At 59.5% G+C, this 21069-nt stretch carries 17 protein-coding genes and 1 tRNA gene; 11 read left to right on the forward strand and 7 right to left on the reverse strand.

What is annotated here, in order from left to right; translation table 11 throughout:
* Positions 1 to 113 precede the first annotated feature (113 nt).
* On the forward strand, positions 114 to 602 hold the full coding sequence (gene dps, locus NYR50_RS10855) for a DNA starvation/stationary phase protection protein Dps (protein ID WP_006312098.1): 489 nt from the start codon (positions 114 to 116) through the stop codon (positions 600 to 602).
* A 78-nt stretch (positions 603 to 680) separates the two neighbouring features.
* On the opposite strand, the gene NYR50_RS10860 is transcribed toward dps, so the two are convergent.
* Positions 681 to 902: a hypothetical protein gene (locus NYR50_RS10860; protein ID WP_161991265.1), complete on the reverse strand. Its 222-nt coding sequence runs from the start codon at positions 900 to 902 to the stop codon at positions 681 to 683.
* 372 nt (positions 903 to 1274) lie between these two features.
* Between NYR50_RS10860 and NYR50_RS10865 the strand changes: the two genes are divergently transcribed.
* A tRNA-Gly gene (locus NYR50_RS10865) sits at positions 1275 to 1349 on the forward strand.
* Positions 1350 to 1419: 70 nt separating this feature from the next.
* Here NYR50_RS10865 and NYR50_RS10870 read toward each other — a convergent pair.
* A complete protein-coding gene (locus tag NYR50_RS10870; RefSeq protein WP_418135943.1) occupies positions 1420 to 2319 on the reverse strand; it encodes a LysR family transcriptional regulator in 900 nt (299 codons plus the stop codon).
* Positions 2320 to 2453: 134 nt separating this feature from the next.
* Between NYR50_RS10870 and NYR50_RS10875 the strand changes: the two genes are divergently transcribed.
* From NYR50_RS10875 to NYR50_RS10890, 4 genes are all read left to right on the forward strand, one after another.
* Positions 2454 to 3251 (forward strand): alpha/beta hydrolase fold domain-containing protein, encoded by a 798-nt coding sequence (locus tag NYR50_RS10875; protein WP_035215019.1) that lies wholly within the window; start codon positions 2454 to 2456, stop codon positions 3249 to 3251.
* Between the two features lie 56 nt (positions 3252 to 3307).
* Positions 3308 to 4498, forward strand: a complete 1191-nt coding sequence (locus tag NYR50_RS10880) for an efflux RND transporter periplasmic adaptor subunit (RefSeq protein ID WP_174009258.1) — start codon at positions 3308 to 3310, stop codon at positions 4496 to 4498.
* Between the two features lie 131 nt (positions 4499 to 4629).
* Entirely contained in the window at positions 4630 to 7824 is a 3195-nt protein-coding gene (locus NYR50_RS10885; protein WP_418135944.1) for an efflux RND transporter permease subunit, read from the forward strand.
* A gap of 288 nt (positions 7825 to 8112) precedes the next feature.
* Positions 8113 to 8310 carry a hypothetical protein gene (locus NYR50_RS10890; protein ID WP_006312106.1) on the forward strand — a complete coding sequence of 66 codons (198 nt, stop codon included), beginning with the start codon at positions 8113 to 8115 and terminating at the stop codon, positions 8308 to 8310.
* Between the two features lie 33 nt (positions 8311 to 8343).
* Here NYR50_RS10890 and NYR50_RS10895 read toward each other — a convergent pair whose 3' ends face one another.
* Together NYR50_RS10895 and NYR50_RS10900 are read right to left on the reverse strand one after the other, a co-directional pair.
* Complete coding sequence (locus NYR50_RS10895) at positions 8344 to 9189, reverse strand: endonuclease/exonuclease/phosphatase family protein (RefSeq protein WP_174020748.1); 846 nt, start codon at positions 9187 to 9189, stop codon at positions 8344 to 8346.
* 49 nt (positions 9190 to 9238) lie between these two features.
* Positions 9239 to 10699, reverse strand: a complete 1461-nt coding sequence (locus NYR50_RS10900) for a phospholipase D-like domain-containing protein (RefSeq protein ID WP_174009320.1) — start codon at positions 10697 to 10699, stop codon at positions 9239 to 9241.
* Between the two features lie 211 nt (positions 10700 to 10910).
* On the opposite strand from NYR50_RS10900, the gene pdxY reads away from it, so the two are divergent.
* Together pdxY and NYR50_RS10910 are read left to right on the forward strand one after the other, a co-directional pair.
* Positions 10911 to 11786 carry a pyridoxal kinase PdxY gene (pdxY, locus tag NYR50_RS10905; protein ID WP_306017945.1) on the forward strand — a complete coding sequence of 292 codons (876 nt, stop codon included), beginning with the start codon at positions 10911 to 10913 and terminating at the stop codon, positions 11784 to 11786.
* 175 nt (positions 11787 to 11961) lie between these two features.
* The gene (locus NYR50_RS10910) at positions 11962 to 12603 is read left to right on the forward strand and encodes a carbonic anhydrase (protein WP_418135945.1); all 642 of its coding nucleotides are present in this window, start codon (positions 11962 to 11964) and stop codon (positions 12601 to 12603) included.
* Positions 12604 to 12792: 189 nt separating this feature from the next.
* Here NYR50_RS10910 and NYR50_RS10915 read toward each other — a convergent pair whose 3' ends face one another.
* Complete coding sequence (locus NYR50_RS10915; protein WP_006312113.1) at positions 12793 to 13608, reverse strand: lytic murein transglycosylase; 816 nt, start codon at positions 13606 to 13608, stop codon at positions 12793 to 12795.
* A gap of 214 nt (positions 13609 to 13822) precedes the next feature.
* A complete protein-coding gene (locus NYR50_RS10920) occupies positions 13823 to 14857 on the reverse strand; it encodes an aspartate-semialdehyde dehydrogenase (protein ID WP_418135946.1) in 1035 nt (344 codons plus the stop codon).
* A gap of 509 nt (positions 14858 to 15366) precedes the next feature.
* On the opposite strand from NYR50_RS10920, the gene NYR50_RS10925 reads away from it, so the two are divergent.
* The 3 genes from NYR50_RS10925 (at position 15367) to NYR50_RS10935 (ending at position 20477) form a co-directional block, all read left to right on the forward strand.
* Positions 15367 to 17250 carry an MFS transporter gene (locus NYR50_RS10925; protein ID WP_418135947.1) on the forward strand — a complete coding sequence of 628 codons (1884 nt, stop codon included), beginning with the start codon at positions 15367 to 15369 and terminating at the stop codon, positions 17248 to 17250.
* A 189-nt stretch (positions 17251 to 17439) separates the two neighbouring features.
* Positions 17440 to 19011 (forward strand): Re/Si-specific NAD(P)(+) transhydrogenase subunit alpha, encoded by a 1572-nt coding sequence (locus tag NYR50_RS10930; RefSeq protein ID WP_418135948.1) that lies wholly within the window; start codon positions 17440 to 17442, stop codon positions 19009 to 19011.
* Between the two features lie 20 nt (positions 19012 to 19031).
* Positions 19032 to 20477 carry an NAD(P)(+) transhydrogenase (Re/Si-specific) subunit beta gene (locus NYR50_RS10935; protein ID WP_418135949.1) on the forward strand — a complete coding sequence of 482 codons (1446 nt, stop codon included), beginning with the start codon at positions 19032 to 19034 and terminating at the stop codon, positions 20475 to 20477.
* 67 nt (positions 20478 to 20544) lie between these two features.
* On the opposite strand, the gene rutF is transcribed toward NYR50_RS10935, so the two are convergent.
* On the reverse strand, positions 20545 to 21069 hold the full coding sequence (rutF, locus tag NYR50_RS10940; protein ID WP_418135950.1) for an NADH-dependent FMN reductase RutF: 525 nt from the start codon (positions 21067 to 21069) through the stop codon (positions 20545 to 20547).

A 21069-nucleotide genomic window follows, 5' to 3' on the forward strand; every position in this document is an offset into this window, starting at 1 on the left:
TGCGCAGGATTTTTGCCGCAGCAGTGCTTAGCATGGAACAGGGCCACAGGCCCGGACGTTAATCGACTGACTTTTCCAAAGCGGCATTCCGTCCGCAACTTCAGGAGACATCGATGAAGACGCACAAGACGAAGAACGACCTGCCTTCCAACGCCAAATCGACCGTGATCGGCATTCTGAACGAATCTCTGGCCTCGGTGATCGATCTCGCGCTTGTCACCAAGCAGGCGCACTGGAACCTGAAAGGCCCGCAATTCATCGCCGTCCACGAGCTTCTCGACACCTTCCGCACCCAGCTCGACAATCACGGCGATACGATTGCCGAACGCGTCGTGCAACTGGGCGGCACCGCACTCGGCAGCCTGCAAGCCGTCTCCTCGACGACAAAGCTCAAGGCCTATCCGACCGATATCTATAAAATCCACGATCATCTCGACGCTCTGATCGAGCGTTATGGCGAAGTCGCCAACATGATCCGCAAGGCGATCGACGATTCCGATGAAGCCGGCGATCCGACGACGGCCGACATCTTCACCGCCGCCTCGCGCGATCTCGACAAGTCACTGTGGTTCCTCGAAGCCCATGTGCAGGAAAAGAGCTGAGCCGAAAGCATTTCCAGCAGGCCCGTCACAGCAAAGCGCCCGAGAGATTCGGGCGCTTTTTTAGTAGAGATGATGTCATCAATGGCGGCGCAGAACCGCAAGCCCTATGTCGCGCAGCATTTCATGATCCAGAATGCCGCGCTGAGCGCTACGGATCAAAATTGCTGCACATTCATTGGCAACATGGCTGCTGCGATCTTGAAGGCACTCGAAACAAACACCGTCGAAAATATTCTGCAAATCGGTGATTTGTTCTGGCGACAATTGTGCGCCGACTCTTTCAAAAGCTGCGTACGACAAGGCTCATCCTCCCGATGATGATATGCCAAGTATCGTTTGTTTTCCGTGGGCATCAATTTTGTACACCCGAACGAATCACTTGTCGAATCAGATTTTAACCAAATGTAAACAGGTTATTTCCTGCATTATCGGTCGTCCGTGCACCCTTTGCCACGGGAATAAACACCAGCCGAAACAACGCTTTCGCCAGCCCCTGCCTCCATCTGGAGCCGTATCGGGTGCGCCCTTTGGAATAAACCCGCGGCCGGAGGGATTTCCACCGAAACCGCAAAAGAAACTATTGCATTCCAAAATCGATTGAGCGATATAGCAGCCGTCGCCGAACTTCGGCGGCCCGCAGTCCAGCGAACTACCCCGGACCAGCGGTTTTGAGCGGGTGTAGCTCAGGGGTAGAGCACAACCTTGCCAAGGTTGGGGTCGAGGGTTCAAATCCCTTCGCCCGCTCCAGTTTCCAGATAGATAAGACAATTGGCGGCGGCTGTGGCTCATGCCATGCCATTGGCATTCGCCGCCTGCCTCACACCAGCCCGTGAACCAGCTTCGCCAGCCAGTCGACAAAAACGCGCACCTTGTTGGTCACATGCCGCGTCTGCGGATAAACCACATAGATCGGCATGGCTTCGCGCCGCCATTCCGAAAGCACCGGCACCAGCTCACCGCGCGAGAGCGCATCCCTCACCATGAAGACAGGAAGCTGCACGATGCCCATGCCTGCCAGCGCCGCATTGAGATAGGTGCGGCTGTCATTCACCGAAACGACGTAGTTCGGGGTCAGCTCGACGCTGCGCACGCCATTGTCGAAAGAGGCCGGCATGATCTGGCCGGTGGTGGCATTGAGGTAACCCACCGAATAGTGATTCTTCTCCAGATCTTCCGGCTCACGCGGCATGCCGAAATTTTCGATGTAGGATGGCGAGGTGAATGTCTCGAACCGCAGCTCGCCGACTTTACGGGCAATCAGCGACTGATCGCGCAGCACACCCACCCGCAGCGCACAGTCGACATTCTCCGCGATATAGTCGACCAGGCGGTCGCCAACGCCGAGATCGAGACGGATTTGCGGATAGCGCTGGTAAAATTCGCAAAGATGTGGGATAACCACCATGTCCGCGAAGACACCGGCCATTTCCACTCGCAACCGGCCGGATGGCTGCACCTGCGCGCTGGACATACTGCCGTCCAACTCTTCGATTTCCGATAAAATCTGTGATGCCCGCTCATAATAGAGAGCGCCGTCCGTCGTCAGCATCACCCGCCGCGTGGTGCGGTTGAGAAGCGTGGTCTGCAAATGCGCCTCGAGCGCCTGCACCATATTGGTGACGGTGGTTTTGGGCATGTTCAGCGCGGTGGCGGCGCGGCTGAAATTGCCGGTTTCCACGACCCGCGTAAAAACCCGCATGGCGGAAAGCTGATCCATGAAGCTATTATCCGTTTTTTTGGAATAGTGTTTTCATTTTGACATACTTGATCGTTTTCTCCCGAACAATAATATGAATTTCAGATTTTGCAAATATGGTGCGTTGCCGATGGCGATGCACGGGACCGGATCAGATGAACGCGCACTGGGAAAATATCAAACGTTGTGGAGGCTCCGCATCTGAGCTCTCCGTGCGTCGATATGAAAGTGCCGGCCTGTGCAGCCATCCGCCCGTGATCCTTTATCTGCGCGGCGGTTCGTTTCTGGACAAGGGCGGCAATTGCCCGGAACTTCCCGTGGCCCGCGCTTTGGCGGAAAGCGGTGCCATCGTTGTCGAGGCTGACTATAGCAAGCCCTCCGGCAATGAATTTCCGATGGTGATCGATTGCGCATTCGAAGCGCTCGATCATCTGAGCCGGGATCGCAAGCATTATGGCGGTGCGAAATCGCTGCTGTTCGTGGCCGGCGAAGAGGCTGGCGGGAATGTGGCGGCGGGTCTTGCGCTGAAGGCCCGTGATCGCATGCCGGGCAAACTCGCAGGCCAGATTCTTCTGTCGCCCATGATCGATCCGATGATGACGACGGAATCATTCCGCGACGCGGACAGGATTGGTATGCGCCAGCGTTGGGCTGATGGCTGGAGCCATTACCTTGCCAAGGCGTGCGGGTTTTTCCACCCCTATGCCGCGCCCTGCCAGTGTACGCGGCTGAACCGGGTGGCACCGGCGCTGATCTTTACCGCCGAGGATGATCCTCTGCGCGACGAAACGGTCAATTATGGAGACCGCCTCATCGCTTCGGGTGTCAGCGTGCGGAGCCATGTTTTCCCCGCCGGCGTCGGCTGGACGGGGCTTTATCAAGGAGAGGGCGGCGGATGGGTTTCCTCCGTCTGTTCGGAGTTCAAGACCTTCGTTGACCAATTGAAACACTGAATACCGCATTTATTGAGAAACTGATCGGCTCCTGATCTGGGGCCAAGGAGATACCCATGACGCTGAACACAAAGCGCCGGGCCCTGACGGGTGCCGGCATCGGGCTTGCCATGTCCGTTGCAGCAGGAGCACTGTTTTTCGACCTCCCCACCAGCCGCAATGCCACGGCCGCTTCCACGCCTGCCGAAACGCCGGCGATCCCGGTCACCGTCGCCAAGGTGGAAAGCCGTGATGTGATGCGCTGGGAGGAATTTTCCGGCCGTCTCGAAGCTGTCGACCGGGTGCAGATCCGCTCCCGCGTCGCCGGCCAGATCAAGGCCGTGCATTTCCGCGAAGGCGCGCTGGTGAAGGAAGGTGACCCCCTCTTCACCATCGACCCGGCCCCCTATCAGGCCGCAGTTGCGGGCGCTGAAGGACAGGTCGCTTCCGCCGAAGCCAAGGTCAGCCTTGCAAAGACGGAACTCGACCGTGGCCGCAGGCTTTCCGACAACCGCACCATCTCCCAGAGCGATCTCGACCAGCGTCAAAGCTCGTTTGCGGATGCCGAAGCCCAGCTTCGCGCCGCCCGCGCAGCATTGACCACCGCCCAGCTTGATCTTGGTTACACCGAAATCATCGCGCCGGTTTCCGGCAGGGTCGGCAGGATCGAAATCACCGCCGGCAACCTCGTTGCCGCCGGCTCGACCTCGCCGGCACTGACGACGCTGGTATCGGTCAACCCGATCTATGCGAGCTTCAATGCCAGCGAGGGTACGGTGGCAAAGGCTCTCGCAGAGCTGCCGAAGACCGATGGCGCCCTGCCGGCACTGGAACAGATTCCGGTCGAAATCGGCACGCTTTCGGATGAAGGCACGCCGATCAAGGGCACGCTGCACCTGATCGACAACCAGGTGGATTCGGCAAGCGGCACCATCGGTGTGCGCGCCATCTTCGACAATCCGGATGGCAGGCTGATTCCCGGCCAGTTCGTGCGGGTACGCATGGGCGAACCGAAGCCGGAAAACCGCATCGTCATCAGCGACCGCGCCATCGGCACGGATCAGGACAAGCGCTTCGTCTTCGTGGTCGATGCCGAAAACAAGGTGAGCTACCGCCAGATCAAGCCCGGCGCTCCGGCTGATGGCCAGCGCATCATCGACAGCGGCCTTGCCGCCGGTGATACGATCGTCGTCAACGGCCTGCAGCGCATCCGTCCCGGTGCGACCATCGCACCGCAGGCGGAGGACAAGGTTGCGGCCTCGCAGTAACCCGCCTCTTTGATCAGTAAGCGTCCCGCAGTATCGCGAGACGCGCATTCACACAGAACCGGCCTTCACCGGCGGCAGGATTGCCGCCGGAACAGCCTTCGCATTCCTAAATACCCGGAGAGGGACTGGATATGAATATTTCCAGATTTTTTGTCGACAGGCCGGTATTCGCCGGCGTGCTGTCGATCCTGATCGTGGTCGCGGGCCTTCTCGGCATGCGCGCCCTGCCGATTTCCGAATATCCGGAAGTCGTTCCGCCATCCGTCGTCGTCCGTGCCACCTATCCCGGCGCGAACCCGACCGTTATCGCCGAAACCGTTGCAACGCCGCTGGAAGAACAGATCAACGGCGTCGAGGACATGCTCTACATGGGCAGCCAGGCAACATCTGACGGCGTGCTGACGCTGACCGTCACCTTCAAGCTCGGCACCGACCCGGACAAGGCGCAGCAGCTGGTTCAGAACCGCGTGTCGCAGGCCGAACCGCGCCTGCCGGCGGAAGTGCGCGCGCTCGGCATCACCACCGTCAAGAGCTCGCCCGACTTCATCATGGTCGTCAACCTCGTCTCGAAGACCGACGCCTATGACATCACCTATCTGCGCAACTATGCGACGCTGAACGTCAAGGATCGTCTTGCCCGCATCGAAGGTGTCGGCCAGGTTCAGGTCTTCGGCGCGGGTGACTATTCCATGCGCGTCTGGCTCGATCCGCAGAAGGTGGCGGAACATGATCTGGCCGCCGCCGACGTTTCCGACGCCATCCGCCAGCAGAACGTTCAGGCCGCAGCCGGCGTCATCGGCGCTTCGCCAAGCCCGAACGGGGTCGATCTTCAGCTCAACGTCAATGCCCAGGGCCGTCTGACGACACCGGAAGAATTCGGCAACATCATCGTCAAGAGCGGCGCCAATGGCGAAATCACCCGCCTGCGTGATGTCGCCCGCATCGAACTGGGTGCGGCCGATTACACGCTGCGCTCGCTGCTGGATGGTGAACCCGCCGTGGCTGTGGCAGTACTTCAGGCTCCCGGCTCCAACGCCATCGAAATCGCCGACAATGTCCGGGCGACCATGGACAATCTGCAATTGGCAATGCCTGACGGTGTGAAATACGAGATCGTCTATGATACGACGAAATTTGTGCGCTCCTCCATCGAGAAGGTTGTCGATACACTCCTCGAGGCCGTTGGCCTCGTGGTGCTCGTCGTCATTCTCTTTCTCCAGACCTGGCGCGCCTCGATCATTCCGCTGATCGCCGTTCCGGTCTCGATCATCGGCACCTTCGCCGTCATGTATGCCTTCGGTTTCTCCATCAACGCGTTGACTTTGTTCGGCCTTGTGCTGGCCATCGGTATCGTGGTGGATGACGCGATCGTGGTTGTCGAAAACGTCGAACGAAACATCGAAAACGGGCTCTCACCGCGTGACGCCACCTATAAGGCGATGCGTGAAGTCTCCGGACCGATCATCGCCATTGCGCTGGTTCTGGTCGCCGTCTTCGTGCCGCTTGCCTTCATCTCCGGCCTGTCCGGCCAGTTCTACCGGCAGTTCGCGCTGACGATCGCCATCTCCACCGTCATTTCGGCCATCAATTCGCTGACGCTGTCACCAGCGCTTGCGGCCCTGCTGCTCAAGGAACACGGTGCGCCGAAAGACTGGCTGACCCGCTTCATGGACCGGATTTTCGGCTGGTTCTTCCGTGGCTTCAACCGTGCCTTCGGCGCTGCCTCGAACGGCTACGGCAAGACCGTCGGCGGGCTGGTGACGCGCAAGAGCCTTGTCATGATCGTCTATATGGCGCTGGTGGCCGCCACTTACGGCATGTTCACGACAGTGCCGAGCGGCTTCGTGCCGGCGCAGGACAAGCAGTATCTGATCGGTTTCGCCCAGCTTCCCGATGGTGCAACGCTCGACCGCACCGAAAGCGTCATCAAGCGGATGAGCGCGATCGCCATGGAAACGCCCGGCGTCAGCCACGCCATCGCCTTCCCCGGCCTGTCGATCAACGGCTTCACCATCGGCTCCAATTCCGGCATCGTCTTCGCGGTTCTCGATGACTTCGAAAAGCGCAAGACACCGGAACTGTCCGGTGGCGCCATCGCCATGCAGCTGAACCAGAAATTTGCCGGCATTCAGGATGCCTTTATCGCCATGTTCCCGCCGCCGCCGGTCAACGGTCTCGGCCAGACAGGCGGCTTCAAGCTGCAGATCGAGGATCGCGCCGGTTACGGTTACCAGACGCTCGACGAAGCGGCGAAAGCCGTGATCGCCAAGGCGTATCAGACGCCGGAGCTGGCGGGCATCTTCTCCAGCTTCCAGATCAACGTGCCGCAGCTCTTCGCCGATCTAGACCGCGCCAAGGCCGAACAGCTGGGTGTCTCTGTCAGCGACGTCTTCCAGACGCTGCAGATCTATCTCGGCTCGCTCTATGTCAACGACTTCAACGCCTTCGGACGGACATACAGCGTTCGGGTGCAGGCGGATTCACAGTTCCGCGCCCATGCGGAAGATATCGGCCGCCTGAAGGTTCGCTCCGCAACGGGTCAGATGATCCCGCTGTCCACGCTGCTGAAGGTGGATGCGACGACGGGACCGGAGCGCACCAACCGTTATAACGGCTTCCTTGCGGCCGATATCAACGGCGGTCCCGCACCGGGCTTCTCCTCGGGACAGGCTCAGGCGGCTATGGAGAAAATCCTTGCTGAGAACCTGCCCGCCGGTATCGATTACGAATGGACCGACCTGACCTATCAGCAGATCCTGGCAGGTAACTCCAGCATCGTGGTCTTTCCTCTAGCGCTGCTGCTCGTCTATCTCGTGCTCGCTGCGCAATATGAAAGCCTCACCCTGCCGATCGCGATCATCCTGATCGTGCCGCTCGGCGTGCTCGCGGCCCTCACGGGCGTCTGGCTGACGGGAGGGGATAACAACATCTTTACGCAGATCGGCCTTGTCGTCCTTGTGGGTCTGTCGGCGAAGAACGCGATCCTGATCGTGGAATTCGCCCGGGAGCTGGAGTTCGAAGGGCGAACGCCGCTTCAGGCGGCCGTGGAGGCAAGCCGGCTTCGCCTTCGCCCGATCCTGATGACCTCGCTCGCCTTCATCATGGGCGTGGTGCCGCTGGTCATCTCGACAGGTGCGGGTGCGGAAATGCGCGCCGCCATGGGTGTCGCAGTGTTCTCCGGCATGATCGGCGTGACGTTCTTCGGCATCTTCATGACCCCTGTTTTCTACGTGCTGGTGCGCAAGCTGGCGGGCAACCGCCCGCTCATCCAGCACAAGCAGGAAGAACCGGCCAATTCGGACTACAAGCTCGAAAAGGCCGGCTGACGCCGCACCCCATCCACCGCAACCTTCGACGCAAGCCCGCCGCGCATCATCAGATGCGCGGCGTTTTTCATGGCTGAAGGCATTCATGCGACATCGCTGAAATAGAATCCGTTTCAAATACTTAAGTGGAGATCACTCTTATATTGCGCCGCGTTAAAACTGGCAAAAGGCAATATATCCGCAAGGTCAGCCAGCGATGAAAGAAACAATGCTATTTTATGCTTTATATTTTGTGGTAATTTTCGAGATCAGGGTGATTCGGACTAAATGATTTAGTTCAGGGGCGACATGATGGAGCAGGATTACGAAAACTGGGCAACCACCGTTGCCTATTCGATCGTGATGCATGAGGGTCTCGATCTCGCGCTTTCCGCGCAGAATCTGGACAGGGGCAAAACCAGGAACAACCGAGAGCGGCTGATGGAGGCCATTCGCACGTCGTTGCTCGAAGCGCGCTCGCGCAGCGGTCATTTGACGGCGGCGTGAAGGACTGCAAGTCGCGCCGGATGGGGCAGCGGCTCAGGCCGCAAGCAGGTCGGTGCGGATCGCGGCTTTCAGCGGCAGATGGTCCGAGGCGATGCGCGCCAGCGCGCTGTCATGCGCCTCCACCTGCTCGATCAACCCTTCGCGATTGGCGATGATGCGGTCGAGCGCCAGCACCGGCAGGTTGGACGGAAAACTCGGCACCGCCGGCGGCAGGGTGCCGAAAGCATCCCGGAACGTATTGAGTGACGATCCGTTACCGAGACGCCATTCATTCAGGTCTCCCATGAGGATGGTCGCGCATTCGTTGCGCGCCTCCAGAAGACCGACAAGCGCCTTGGCCTGCTGGGCGCGGGAATGTCTGAGAAGGCCGAAATGGGCGGCGATGACCCGGAGCGTGCCGCCGCTTTTCAGATCGAGTTCCACGACGAGCGCGCCGCGCGGCTCCAGCCCCGGCAACTTCAGCGTATGCACGTCCCTGACAGCCCCTTCCCTGAACAGCACGACATTGCCATGCCAGCCATGCGCCTTCACGCCTGCCTGCACCGGCACGGGAACTAGGCCGCTTTCCCGCTCCAGCCGGGCAAGATCGAGCAGGCCCGTGCGCTCGCCGAAACGGCTGTCCGCTTCCTGAAGGGCGATGATGTCGGCGCCGATTTCCTGAATGACGCGGCTGGTACGATCAGGGTCGAACTTGCGGTCGCGGCCGACGCATTTATGCACATTGTAGGAAGCGATGACCGGAAAGGAATGATCTTTGGTCGCCGGCGCCGCATTCTGCCGCTGGCGGCGGTCGCGCAGCGATTGCATGACGAAGGCGGACAGGCTGGTATTTTTCGTCAAAGCCGTTTTTTCATCATCCAGCAAACCGTTCTTTTTCACGCGTTTATGCCTCCGGTCTCGCGGGACGTCCTTTCGGGCGCACCGCACTCTAAAGATAGGGTGAAGCGAGCCACAGGACACGCTCCACAAAACGGACAACGAATGGCCGCGCATTCAGTTCGCTGAGCCGCACGGGCAAGGCAGTTTCACGCGCATTCCGGATGCGATCTCCGATCGTCCCGGCAAATTCTTCGTCCATGACTTCGAGATCGATCTCGAAGTTCAACCGCAGCGACCGCGGATCGAGATTGGAGGAGCCGATATAGCTCCAGCGCCCGTCAATCACCAGAAGCTTGGAATGATTGAAAGCCCCGGTCGCCCGCCAGATGCGGCAATAATTCTTCAGCATCTGGTCGAACTGCGCCGTCATCGCCCTGTCGACAAGCACCAGATTGTTGCTTTTCGGCACGATGATATCCACGACGCACCCCCGCCTTGCCGCGGTAATGAGGGCCGAAATAAGCTCCCGATCGGGAAGAAAATAGGGCGACATGATGAGAATGGAGGAGCGTGCCACCGAAAAGGCCCCCATCAGCATCTTGTGACTGGTCTCGATGCTTTTGTCCGGCCCCGAGGAGCAGACGCGGGCAACGATCTGCGACCCCGGCACACCATCGGGAATGGCGATATCCCAGACCGGTGCGTCGAGAACCTCCCCCGTCGTGAAGCGCCAGTCTTCCGCGGCAATGGAGAAAAAATCGGAGACCACCGGCCCGGTAATCTTGAAATGCGTGTCGTGCGACTGGCTTTCGCCACCGAATTCCAGGGTGAAACCCTCGCGGATATTCATGCCGCCGCTGAAGGCGATACGTCCGTCCACCACGAGGATCTTGCGGTGGGTACGCAGATTGGCATAGGGCAGCCGCAGCCCCATGATGACATTGCCGTTGAAGACATCCGCAACGATATCCTTATCCCTGAGTGTCGGCAGGATGCTCGGAACCGAATAGCGGGCGCCGACCGCATCGATGAGCACCCTCACCTCCACGCCACGCAGCTTCGCCCTTTCAAGCGCCGCGACGAAACGGGCGCCGATCCGGTCATTATCGAAAATATATGTTTCGAGAATGATTGACCGCTTCGCCTCCTCGATCGCCTCCAGCATGGCGGCATAGGCGACATCCCCGCTCACCAGCGGCTCGATGCCGTTGCCGGTCGTCAGCGCGTGGCGTGTCACCCGGTCGCCAAGCGTCTTCATCGCCTCGAAACGGCGGCCGAAACGCGTCGCGATCATATCGTTGCTGGCATCGAGGCGCGCCACGCGATCCATGATCTCGTCCAGCATGAAGGACCGCTGCTGGGTGATGTTCGACCGGCGGATGCGGTTGATGCCGGCGATGGCGTAGATGACCGCGCCGACGATCGGCGACAGCACGATGACGCCCACCCAGCCCAGCGCGGAACGCACCTCCTCCTTCGTCATCGTGGCATGCACGGCCGCCACGGTACCCATCAAGATGGAGAGAACGGCAAGGATATGCGGCCAATAGGCAATGACGAGATCGAGCATGAAAAGACTATAGAGCACTCAGCCGATCCCGCAATGACAGGTGACGCCCCTGCAACAGAAGAACGCCCGGCCCCGCTCATGCTTTTGCGGGACAGACCCTTGCGGGATTAACGGTGGAAACCGGCCTTGCGATATGTCATGAGAGCGCATCTTGATCTCTAGGCAGGAGCACTTGCGCGCTTCTGCGATGTTTGAAAGCAAGAAGGCCGTGATGCAGGAAAATACACAGGGCGCCGTCATCGTCATTTCCAGCCACGTCATGCGTGGCTCCGTCGGCAACCGCGCCGCCGTTTTTGCGCTGGAGACCCTCGGTTATCCGGTCTGGGCGGTGCCGACCATCGTCATGCCCTGGCATCCCGGCCACGGCCCATCCACCCGCATGCGCTTTCAGGATGACGATTTCGACAAGGCCATGACCGACCTCGAAAACGCCCAATGGATTGGCGAGGTCAAGGCTGTTCTGACCGGTTATTTCGGCAGCGCCGCGCAGGTCCGCTCCGTCGCAAGGCTGATCCGCAATCTGAAGGAAAAGAACCCGGCGCTGATTTACGCCTGCGACCCGGTCATGGGCGATCTGGGCGGGCTTTACATTCCCCTTGAGACCGCCGAAGCCATCCGCGATCACCTCATCCCGCTTGCCACCGTCGCCACGCCAAACCGCTACGAACTCGCCTGGATGAGCGGCGCGGAACTTGAGACCAACAATGCCATCATGGATGCCGCATTGTCCCTCGGTCCGCCGAAAATGCTGGTCACCTCAGCCGTGCCGATGATGACGGGCGGCACCGGCAATCTTTACCTCAGCGGCCGTCACGCCCTGCTTGCCGAACACCGCGCCATAGAGAATGCGCCGAACGGCCTCGGCGACCTGATGTCGGCGCTGTTCCTTGCCCGCCTGCTGGAAGGCGTGGATGATGAAAAGGCGCTGCAACTGGCAACAGCCAGCGTCTTCGAAATTCTGGCGCGAACGAAAAAACGCGGGATGAACGAACTGACGCTCGAGACCGACTCATCAAGTCTTTCCACACCCATGGCCATGGTGCAGATGCGTCATCTCTTGCATCCTTCACGCAGCAAGCGCAAATAGCGACTAGAGCATTTCCAGGAAAACTGGATCCCGGTTTTCCGTCCGGAAATGCGGCAGACAAGGAGTTGGAGCGGTTTCGCGGTTCGAAGAAAAGCGAAAATGCTCTAAAGGATTGGTCTTCAACGCGCCGAGTTCCTCTCTTGATCTCGGTCCAACCACAACGGTACTGCGATAGATGAAAGATTTTCCGGAAACCCTTCTCAACGGCTACAAGAACTTCATGAGCGGCCGCTATGTCGATGAGCGCGAAAGATACCGCGTTCTCGCCGATACCGGACAGAAACCGCAGACCCTGTTCATTGCCTGTTGTGACTCCCGTTCGGCGCCGGAAACCATTTTCGACTGCGGACCGGGAGAGCTTTTCGTTGTTCGCAACGTCGCCAACATGGTGCCGCCCTTCGAGCCGGACGGTCAGTACCACGCCACATCAGCCGCAATCGAATATGCCGTACAGGTTCTGAAGGTGAAGGATATCGTCGTCATGGGCCACGGCCGCTGCGGCGGCATTCAGGCGGCACTCGACCCCAATCTCGAGCCACTGTCACCAGGCGATTTCATCGGCAAATGGATGAACATGGTCAAATCGGCGGCCGAACAAATCCAGAGCAACGACATCATGACCGCCTCCGAACGGCAGACGGCGCTGGAGCGCGTTTCCATCCGCAATTCCATCGCCAATCTGCGTGGTTTCCCCTTCGTCAAGGCGCAGGAGACCGCCGGCAAGGTCAAGCTGCACGGCGCATGGTTCGATATCTCGACCGGTGAATTGTGGGTGATGGACAGCAAAACGGGCGACTTTCGCCGCCCGGATTTGTAAGTGAAGCTGGTGGTTCAATAGGCACTTTTCAGGCCCGCTCCGGCAACTAACGTCATCCTCGGGCTTGTCCCGAGGATCTAACCACCTCACAGAAAATCGAAGCGTCGCAGATCCTCGGGACAAGCCCGAGGATGACGTCGAAAATGCGGACAAGGTCCTGTGATCACAAGACCTTTCAAGCTAACAGCCTTATTGGCCGTCGATCGCCTTGCCGATGAAGGCGATGGCCTGCTGGTAGACGCTTGCGGCGTTCCAACCCTGGATCGCCGCAAAACTCGGCTGTCCCTGCTGATAACCCGCACCGCGCTGCCATCCATGGCCGACGAGGAAATTGGCCGTCGAGGCCAGCGCATCGGCGCGCGAACCGACGAGATCGATGCGGCCGTCGCGATCGAAATCCACGCCGTAACGCACGACGTTCAAAGGCAGGAACTGCGTCTGGCCGATTTCACCATGGGCCGCACCCTTGGCATTGACGTTGAGCGAACCGCTGCCGACCAGCTTCAGCGCCGCATAAAGCTGCTCGGTGAAATAATCCGAACGGCGGCAGTCGAAGGACAGCGTCGCCACGGCCGAAAGCGTGTGCTGGTTGCCCATGAAGCCGCCAAAGCCGGTTTCCATCCCCCAGATGGCCAAAAGCGGGCCGGCCGGTACGCCGTAAGTTCTTTCGATCGAGGCGAAGAGAGCTGCATTGTTCTTCTTCATGGTCTTGCCGCGCGAAATGATCGTCTGACCACCGCGCTTCTGCATGAACTGTTCGAAGGACAGCTTGAAACTGTGCTGGCCGCGATCGGCGCGGATGGTCGCCTGATTGTAGGAGACGCCGGAGAAGGCGCGATCGAGCACCGAAGCGCTGACGCCGCGGCCTGCCGCTTCCTGCTTGAAGGCGCTGACCCAGGCATCGAAGCCCGCCGAAGTGTTGCCGCATTGCGCCGCCATAACCGGCGTCGCCGCCAGAACCGAGACCATGGCCACACCAGCCAGAATTGCCTTCATTGCCCGCATCAAAATCTGCCTTTGATATATTTTGGGGAAAATTTCCCGAGAACCAAACCATCAATACTGTATGATTCAGGTGCCAAACTAGCCTTTGGCGGCCTAAATTGCCTTTCGGCAGCAAGGCCTGCAAATAAACTGGCCGTGATGACGGCCAATTGAAAAACCCGCCTGCCCCACACAGAACAGACGGGTTATACTTAACGAACCTTAAAAAATCGTATCAGGCAGCCGCCTTGCGGGGCTTGATGAGACCACGATTGACCAGCAGTTCGGCGATCTGGATGGCATTGAGGGCAGCACCCTTGCGCAGATTGTCCGAAACAACCCAGATGTTGAGGCCGTTTTCGACCGTCGCATCCTCGCGGATACGCGAAATATAGGTTGCATCTTCACCGGCGGATTCAACCGGGGTGATGTAGCCGCCATCTTCATGCTTGTCGATGACGAGGCAACCCGGCGCTTCGCGCAGGATGTCACGCGCCTGGTCGGCAGTGATCTCGTTTTCGAACTCGATATTGACCGATTCCGAATGGCCGATGAAAACCGGAACGCGCACGGCCGTGCAGGTTACCTTGATCTTGGGATCAAGCATCTTCTTGGTTTCGGCCAGAACCTTCCACTCTTCCTTCGTATAGCCGTCTTCCATGAAGACATCGATATGCGGAATGACGTTGAAGGCGATGCGCTTGGTGAACTTCTTGGTTTCGACCGGATCGGCCACGAAGACGGCGCGGGTCTGCTGGAACAGCTCGTCCATGCCTTCCTTGCCGGCGCCGGAAACCGACTGGTAGGTGGAGACAACGACGCGCTTGATCTTGGCGAAATCATGCAGCGGCTTTAGCGCAACAACGAGCTGTGCCGTAGAGCAATTGGGGTTGGCAATGATGTTCTTCTTGGTGAAGCCCGTAACCGCATCCGGATTGACTTCCGGAACAATCAGCGGAACCTCCTGATCGTAGCGCCATGCAGACGAGTTATCGATGACGACGCAACCCTGCTGGCCGATCTTCGGCGACCACTTCTTGGAAATCTCGCCGCCGGCCGACATCAGGCAAATATCCGTGTCGGAAAAATCGTAGTTTTCGAGGTTGGAAACCTTCAGCGTGCGATCGCCATAGGAGACTTCCGTGCCCTGCGAGCGGGCGGAAGCGAGCGGCACGACTTCATCTGCCGGAAAACCGCGTTCGGCCAGGATATTGAGCATTTCGCGACCGACGTTGCCGGTGGCGCCTGCAATTGCAACTTTGAAACCCATGATCAAGCTCTCTTTCTGTCTCTCCTCTTTTTGGTGAGGTGGGGAACCCGCATTAGATCGCGGCTTCCTCGATCCCCAGCCAAACCGGGGAGAGAGCGGTGGCCAGAGACGTCAGACGGTTTTAATCGTCGTTTTGGCCGTAATTCGGATAGAATAAGAAAGGCGCGGATCATCGCCGGCGGATTGTGCCGGTCCTTCCATGACGAACATGTCTGCAACATGCATGCGCAAGGTGATGCTCCTTCTTCGCGAGAAGCTATTAGAAGGTTTCTCCTTTGTGTCAAGGAAAAAGGCGCATCGAAAGGCCACCTGAACGATAGCCAAACCGCATCGCGCGACATTTTCAGGACGCCCCGCCTTAGACTAAAGTCATAATCCGAAAGCATCGCTCTTACTGGGGTTAATTTTCTGTCACTCTGATGTCACGCGCATCGCAGCCGCAAGGTGAGTCCGGAGGAGAGAGACGGGCTCCGCAATGCGTCGATTGGGACATCTGTGGAGGACAGAGAATGGCAAATATTGCAGCCGCAAGCGGCGCTGCCCGTCCAATGACGGGCGAGGAGAAGAAGGTGATTTTCGCCTCTTCTCTCGGAACAGTCTTCGAATGGTACGATTTTTATCTATACGGCTCGCTCGCGATCTATATCGGCGCGAACTTCTTCAGCCAATATCCGGAAACAACGCGTAACATTTTCGCGCTTCTGGCTTTTGCCGCCGGCTTCCTCGTGCGCCCCTTCGGCGCGCTGGTGTTCGGGCGCCTCGGCGACATTGTCGGCCGTAAGTACACCTTCCTGATCACCATTCTCATCATGGGTGTTTCGACCTTCCTCGTCGGTGTCCTGCCCGGTGCATCCCAGATCGGCATCGCAGCCCCGATCATCCTGATCGTCCTGCGCATGCTGCAGGGTCTGGCGCTTGGCGGTGAATATGGTGGTGCTGCAACCTACGTGGCAGAACACGCGCCCAACGGTCGCAGAGGCTATTACACCTCATGGATCCAGACGACGGCGACGCTCGGCCTGTTCCTATCGCTGATGGTTATTCTCGGCGTGCAGTTCGCACTCGGCAAGGAAGCCTTCGCCGCCTGGGGCTGGCGCATTCCGTTCCTCGTTTCCGTTCTGCTGCTTGGCGTTTCGGTCTGGATTCGTCTGAAAATGAACGAATCCCCCGCCTTCAAGAAGATGAAGGAAGAGGGCAAGACCTCCAAGGCGCCGCTCAGCGAAGCCTTCGGCCAGTGGAAAAACGCCAAGATCGCGCTCATTGCGCTTGTCGGCGCCGTCATCGGCCAGGCCGTTGTCTGGTACACGGGCCAGTTCTATGCGTTGTTCTTCCTGCAGAGCATTCTGAAGGTCGATGGCCAGTCCGCCAATATCATGGTGGCGGCAGCGCTCATTCTCGGCACCAGCTTCTTCGTCATCTTCGGCTGGCTGTCCGACAAGATCGGCCGCAAACCGATCATCATGGCCGGCCTGATCCTTGCCATGCTGACCTATTTCCCGCTGTTCAAGGCACTGACATGGGCAGGTAACCCCGCGCTTGCGCAGGCACAGTCCAGCGTTCGCGCCACCGTCAGCGCCGCGCCGGGCGACTGCAAATTCCAGTTCAACCCGACGGGCACGGCAAAATTTACCACATCCTGCGATATCGCCACCTCGTTCCTGACACGCAATTCCGTGCCTTATGACGTGGTTGCAGGACCCGCCGGCCAGCCGGCAACCGTGAAGATCGGCGATGCCACCATCACCAGCTATGATGTGGTCGCTGCGGGTGCAGATGCGGCAGCCAAGGACAGGGCCTTCCAGAAGCAGGTCAATATTGCGCTTCACGATGGCGGCTACCCGCTGGTGCGCGGCGCGGCACAGGTGCCGGACGCAAAACTGGATGCCTTCATTGCCGCAAACCCGGAGCTTAACCTCAATGCCGATGCCGTTCGCGCCACCGACAAGAAGATGGTTGCGACCGACAAGCTGGTGGCCGACAAGCTGCTGACACCGGCCGAAGCAACCGGAGCGTCGGAAATGGCCGTCTACACCGTGGCCGGCGGTGGCGCCTTTGCCATGGTGGCCGATCCGGCTGCCGTGAACTGGGTCGTCATTATCGCGGTTCTCACCGTCCTCGTCATCTATGTGACGATGGTCTATGGCCCGATCGCGGCACTCCTGGTCGAACTGTTCCCGACCCGCATTCGCTACTCCGGCATGTCGCTGCCCTATCACATCGGCAACGGCTGGTTCGGCGGCCTTCTGCCCGCCACCGCCTTTGCGATGAGCGCGGCGAAGGGCGATATCTATTACGGTCTCTGGTACCCGATCATCTTTGCAGGCATCACGCTGGGCATCGGCCTGCTGTTCCTGCCGGAAACCAAGGATCGCGATATCCACGCCATGGATTGAGCGAAAACCATAGCAAACAAGAGCCCGGCGCCACGGCGCCGGGTTTTTTATTGTCGCCGTACCGCGACCGCCCCAAATGGCCTTTTCCCGCCCGTCAATCCGCCGCAGGTAGAAAAACAGCAAGAACAAGACAAAAACGCCCGAAATGGGCTATGACGGCTTATCAGGACGGGAAATGGGAGAGCAGTTTTGAGAATCGGAACGCCTAAGGAATTATATGAGGGCGAAGCGCGCGTCGGCATGACGCCCGACAGCGCGCAGGCCCTGCAGAAACTCGGATATGATTGCGTGATCGAGGCCGGCGCCGGCAAGGCGGCCGGTTTTTCCGACGACGCCTATCGCGCGGCTGGGGTCACCGTGGTCGATAGCGCCGACGCGCTCTTCGCCGGCTCCGACATCATCGCCAAGGTTCGTCCGCCGGAAACGTCGGAGATTGATCGCCTGTCTTCGGACAAGACGCTGATCTCGTTCTTTTATCCCGCCCAGAACAAGGACCTTCTGGAGCAGGCGAAGGAAAAGGGCGCCAACGTCATCGCCATGGACATGGTGCCGCGCATTTCCCGCGCCCAGAAAATGGACGCCCTGTCCTCCATGGCCAATATCGCCGGTTATCGCGCCGTGATCGAGGCCGGTAACAATTTCGGCCGCTTCTTCACCGGTCAGGTAACAGCCGCCGGCAAGGTGCCGCCCGCCAAGGTTCTGGTCATCGGTGCCGGCGTTGCCGGTCTTGCCGCCATCGGCACGGCCACCTCGCTCGGCGCCATCACCTACGCCTTCGACGTGCGTCCGGAAGTGGCCGAGCAGATCGAATCCATGGGCGCACAATTCGTCTATCTCGATTTTGCCGAACAACAGGATGGCGCAGCGACCGGCGGTTATGCCGCCCCCTCCTCGCCGGAATTCCGCGAAAAGCAGCTCGAGAAGTTCCGCGAACTCGCGCCGCAGATCGATATCGTCATCACCACGGCGCTGATCCCCGGCCGCGACGCCCCGAAACTGTGGCTCGCCGACATGGTGGCGGCAATGAAGCCGGGTTCTGTCATCATCGACCTCGCTGCTGAGCGCGGCGGCAATTGCGATCTCACGGTGCCCGACCAGCGCGTCGTGTCCGACAATGGCGTCATCGTCATCGGTTACACGGATTTCCCGAGCCGCATGGCGGCGCAGGCCTCGACGCTCTATTCCACCAATATCTGTCACATGATGACCGATCTGACGCCCGCAAAGGACGGCAAGCCGGTTCACAACATGGAAGACGACGTCATCCGCGGCGCGACCGTCACCTATCAGGGCGAGATCACTTTCCCGCCGCCGCCGCCGAAGATCCAGGCCATTGCCGCGCAGAAGCCGAAGGAACGGATCAAAGAGCTGACGCCCGAGGAAAAACACGCGAAAGAACGGGCCGAGTTCAAGGCGCAGACCAAAAGCCAGGTCGGGCTGCTGGTTATCGGCACGGCACTGCTGCTGCTCGTCGGTCTTTTTGCACCGGCAAGCTTCATGAGCCACTTCATCGTCTTCGTGCTCGCCTGCTTCATCGGTTTCCAGGTTATCTGGAACGTCAGCCATTCGCTGCACACACCGCTGATGGCCGTGACGAACGCCATTTCCGGCATCGTCATCATCGGCGCGCTGCTGCAGATCGGCTCCGGCAACTGGCTGGTGGTGATCCTTGCCTCGCTTTCCGTCCTGATCGCGACGATCAACATCGTCGGCGGTTTCCTCGTGACACGGCGCATGCTCGCCATGTTCCAGAAGTCCTGAGCGTGCGGGGATTTAAATAAATGACCATTGGTATCGTTTCCGCGGCCTATGTTGCCGCAGCCGTTCTTTTCATCCTTTCCCTCGGTGGCCTTTCCGGACAGGAAAGCGCCAAGCGCGCCGTCTGGTACGGCATAACAGGCATGGGTCTCGCCATCGTCGCCACTGTCTTCGGCCCTGAAATCAGCAAGGGTGTCGGGCAATGGCTCGTCGTCCTCCTGATGCTAGTCGGCGGCTCGGTTCTCGGCTACTTCGTCGCAAGCCGCGTGCAGATGACCGAAATGCCGCAGCTTGTGGCCGCCCTTCACTCCTTCGTCGGTCTTGCCGCCGTCTTCATCGGCTTTAACGCCCATATCGAAGAAGCGCATGTCGCCTCGCTCGATGAGACGGCGCGGTCGTTGCTGACAGGCTTTTCCGCCATCCTCGCCCACAAGACGCCGGTGGAACTGGCGATCATGAAGGTCGAGGTCTTCCTTGGCGTCTTCATCGGCGCAGTCACCTTCACCGGCTCCGTCGTCGCCTTCGGCAAGCTTGCCGGCAAGGTGGACGGCAAGGCGAAGAAGCTGCCGGGCGGACACCTGCTGAACGCCGGTGCTGCGATCCTGTCGCTCGTGCTGCTCATCATGTATTGCAACGGCGCTGGCGCATGGACGCTTGTCCTGATGACGCTCGCCGCCTTCTTCATCGGTTACCACCTGATCATGGGCATCGGCGGCGCGGACATGCCTGTCGTCGTTTCGATGCTGAACAGCTATTCCGGCTGGGCGGCCGCCGCCATCGGCTTCACGCTCGGCAACGATCTCCTGATCGTGACGGGCGCGCTGGTCGGCTCCTCTGGTGCGATCCTCTCCTACATCATGTGCAAGGCGATGAACCGCTCCTTCATCTCGGTCATCCTCGGCGGCTTCGGCGGCACGACGGGACCGGCGATGGAAATCGAGGGCGAGCAGGTGGCGATCGACGCCGAGGGCGTGGCCGCAGCACTCAACGACGCCGACAGCGTCATCATCGTGCCCGGTTATGGCATGGCGGTGGCGCAGGCCCAGAGCGCGGTCTCCGAACTGACCCGCAAGCTGCGCGCCGACGGCAAGACCGTGCGTTTCGCCATCCATCCGGTGGCAGGCCGTCTTCCGGGTCATATGAACGTGCTGCTCGCCGAAGCGAAGGTGCCCTACGACATCGTGCTGGAAATGGACGAGATCAACGACGATTTCCCGAGCACCGACGTCGTCATCGTCATCGGCTCCAACGACATCGTCAATCCGGCGGCACAGGACGATCCGAATTCACCGATCGCCGGCATGCCGGTTCTGGAAGTGTGGAAGTCGAAGCTCGTCATCGTCTCCAAGCGCGGCCAGGGAACGGGTTACTCCGGCATCGAGAACCCGCTGTTCTACAAGGACAATACGCGCATGTTCTATGGCGACGCGAAGAAGTCGATCAACGAGCTTCTGCCGCTCATCAAGTAATGAGAAAGGCGTTTCCGGGAAACCGGGAACGCCTTCTTCCTATCCCGATATGGGTAAATCGACCCGTTCAAAGCACCCGGTAACGCCGGTTGAAATACATCAGCGCTTCATCACCCGCATTGATCTTCATATCAACGACAGTGCAGATCAGAATATCATGCGTGCCGCCGTCATGCGCCTCGCGGATACGGCAATCGAAAGAAACCAGTGCGTCTTCCAGAACCGGAGCGCCAGTCTCGAGCACACCCCAGCTGCCGGCTGCAAAGCGCTCGTCCGCCGGCGTCTTGCCGCCGAAAAGCGTGCTCAGCACTTCGTGATGGGCGGCAAGCGTATTGATGCAGATAACGCCATTAGCCTTCACCACCTTGTAGGCTGAGGCATTGCGGTTGAGGCAGACGAGAAGCGTGGGGGGATTGTCGGAAACGCTGCAAACGGCCGTGGCTGCAAAGCCCGCACGACCAGCCGCACCATTGGTCGTGACGATGTTGACCGCCGCACCGAGCCGCGCCATGGCGTTTCTATAATCGAGGCTGCGCTGCTCAGCAGTCTTCGTCTCCATTGCCGCTTCCTTTTCGAGAGACATCATCTGCAT

This window comes from Agrobacterium sp. El2ro-1b (genome assembly GCF_048298475.1).
GTDB classification, from domain to species: domain Bacteria; phylum Pseudomonadota; class Alphaproteobacteria; order Rhizobiales; family Rhizobiaceae; genus Agrobacterium; species Agrobacterium fabrum.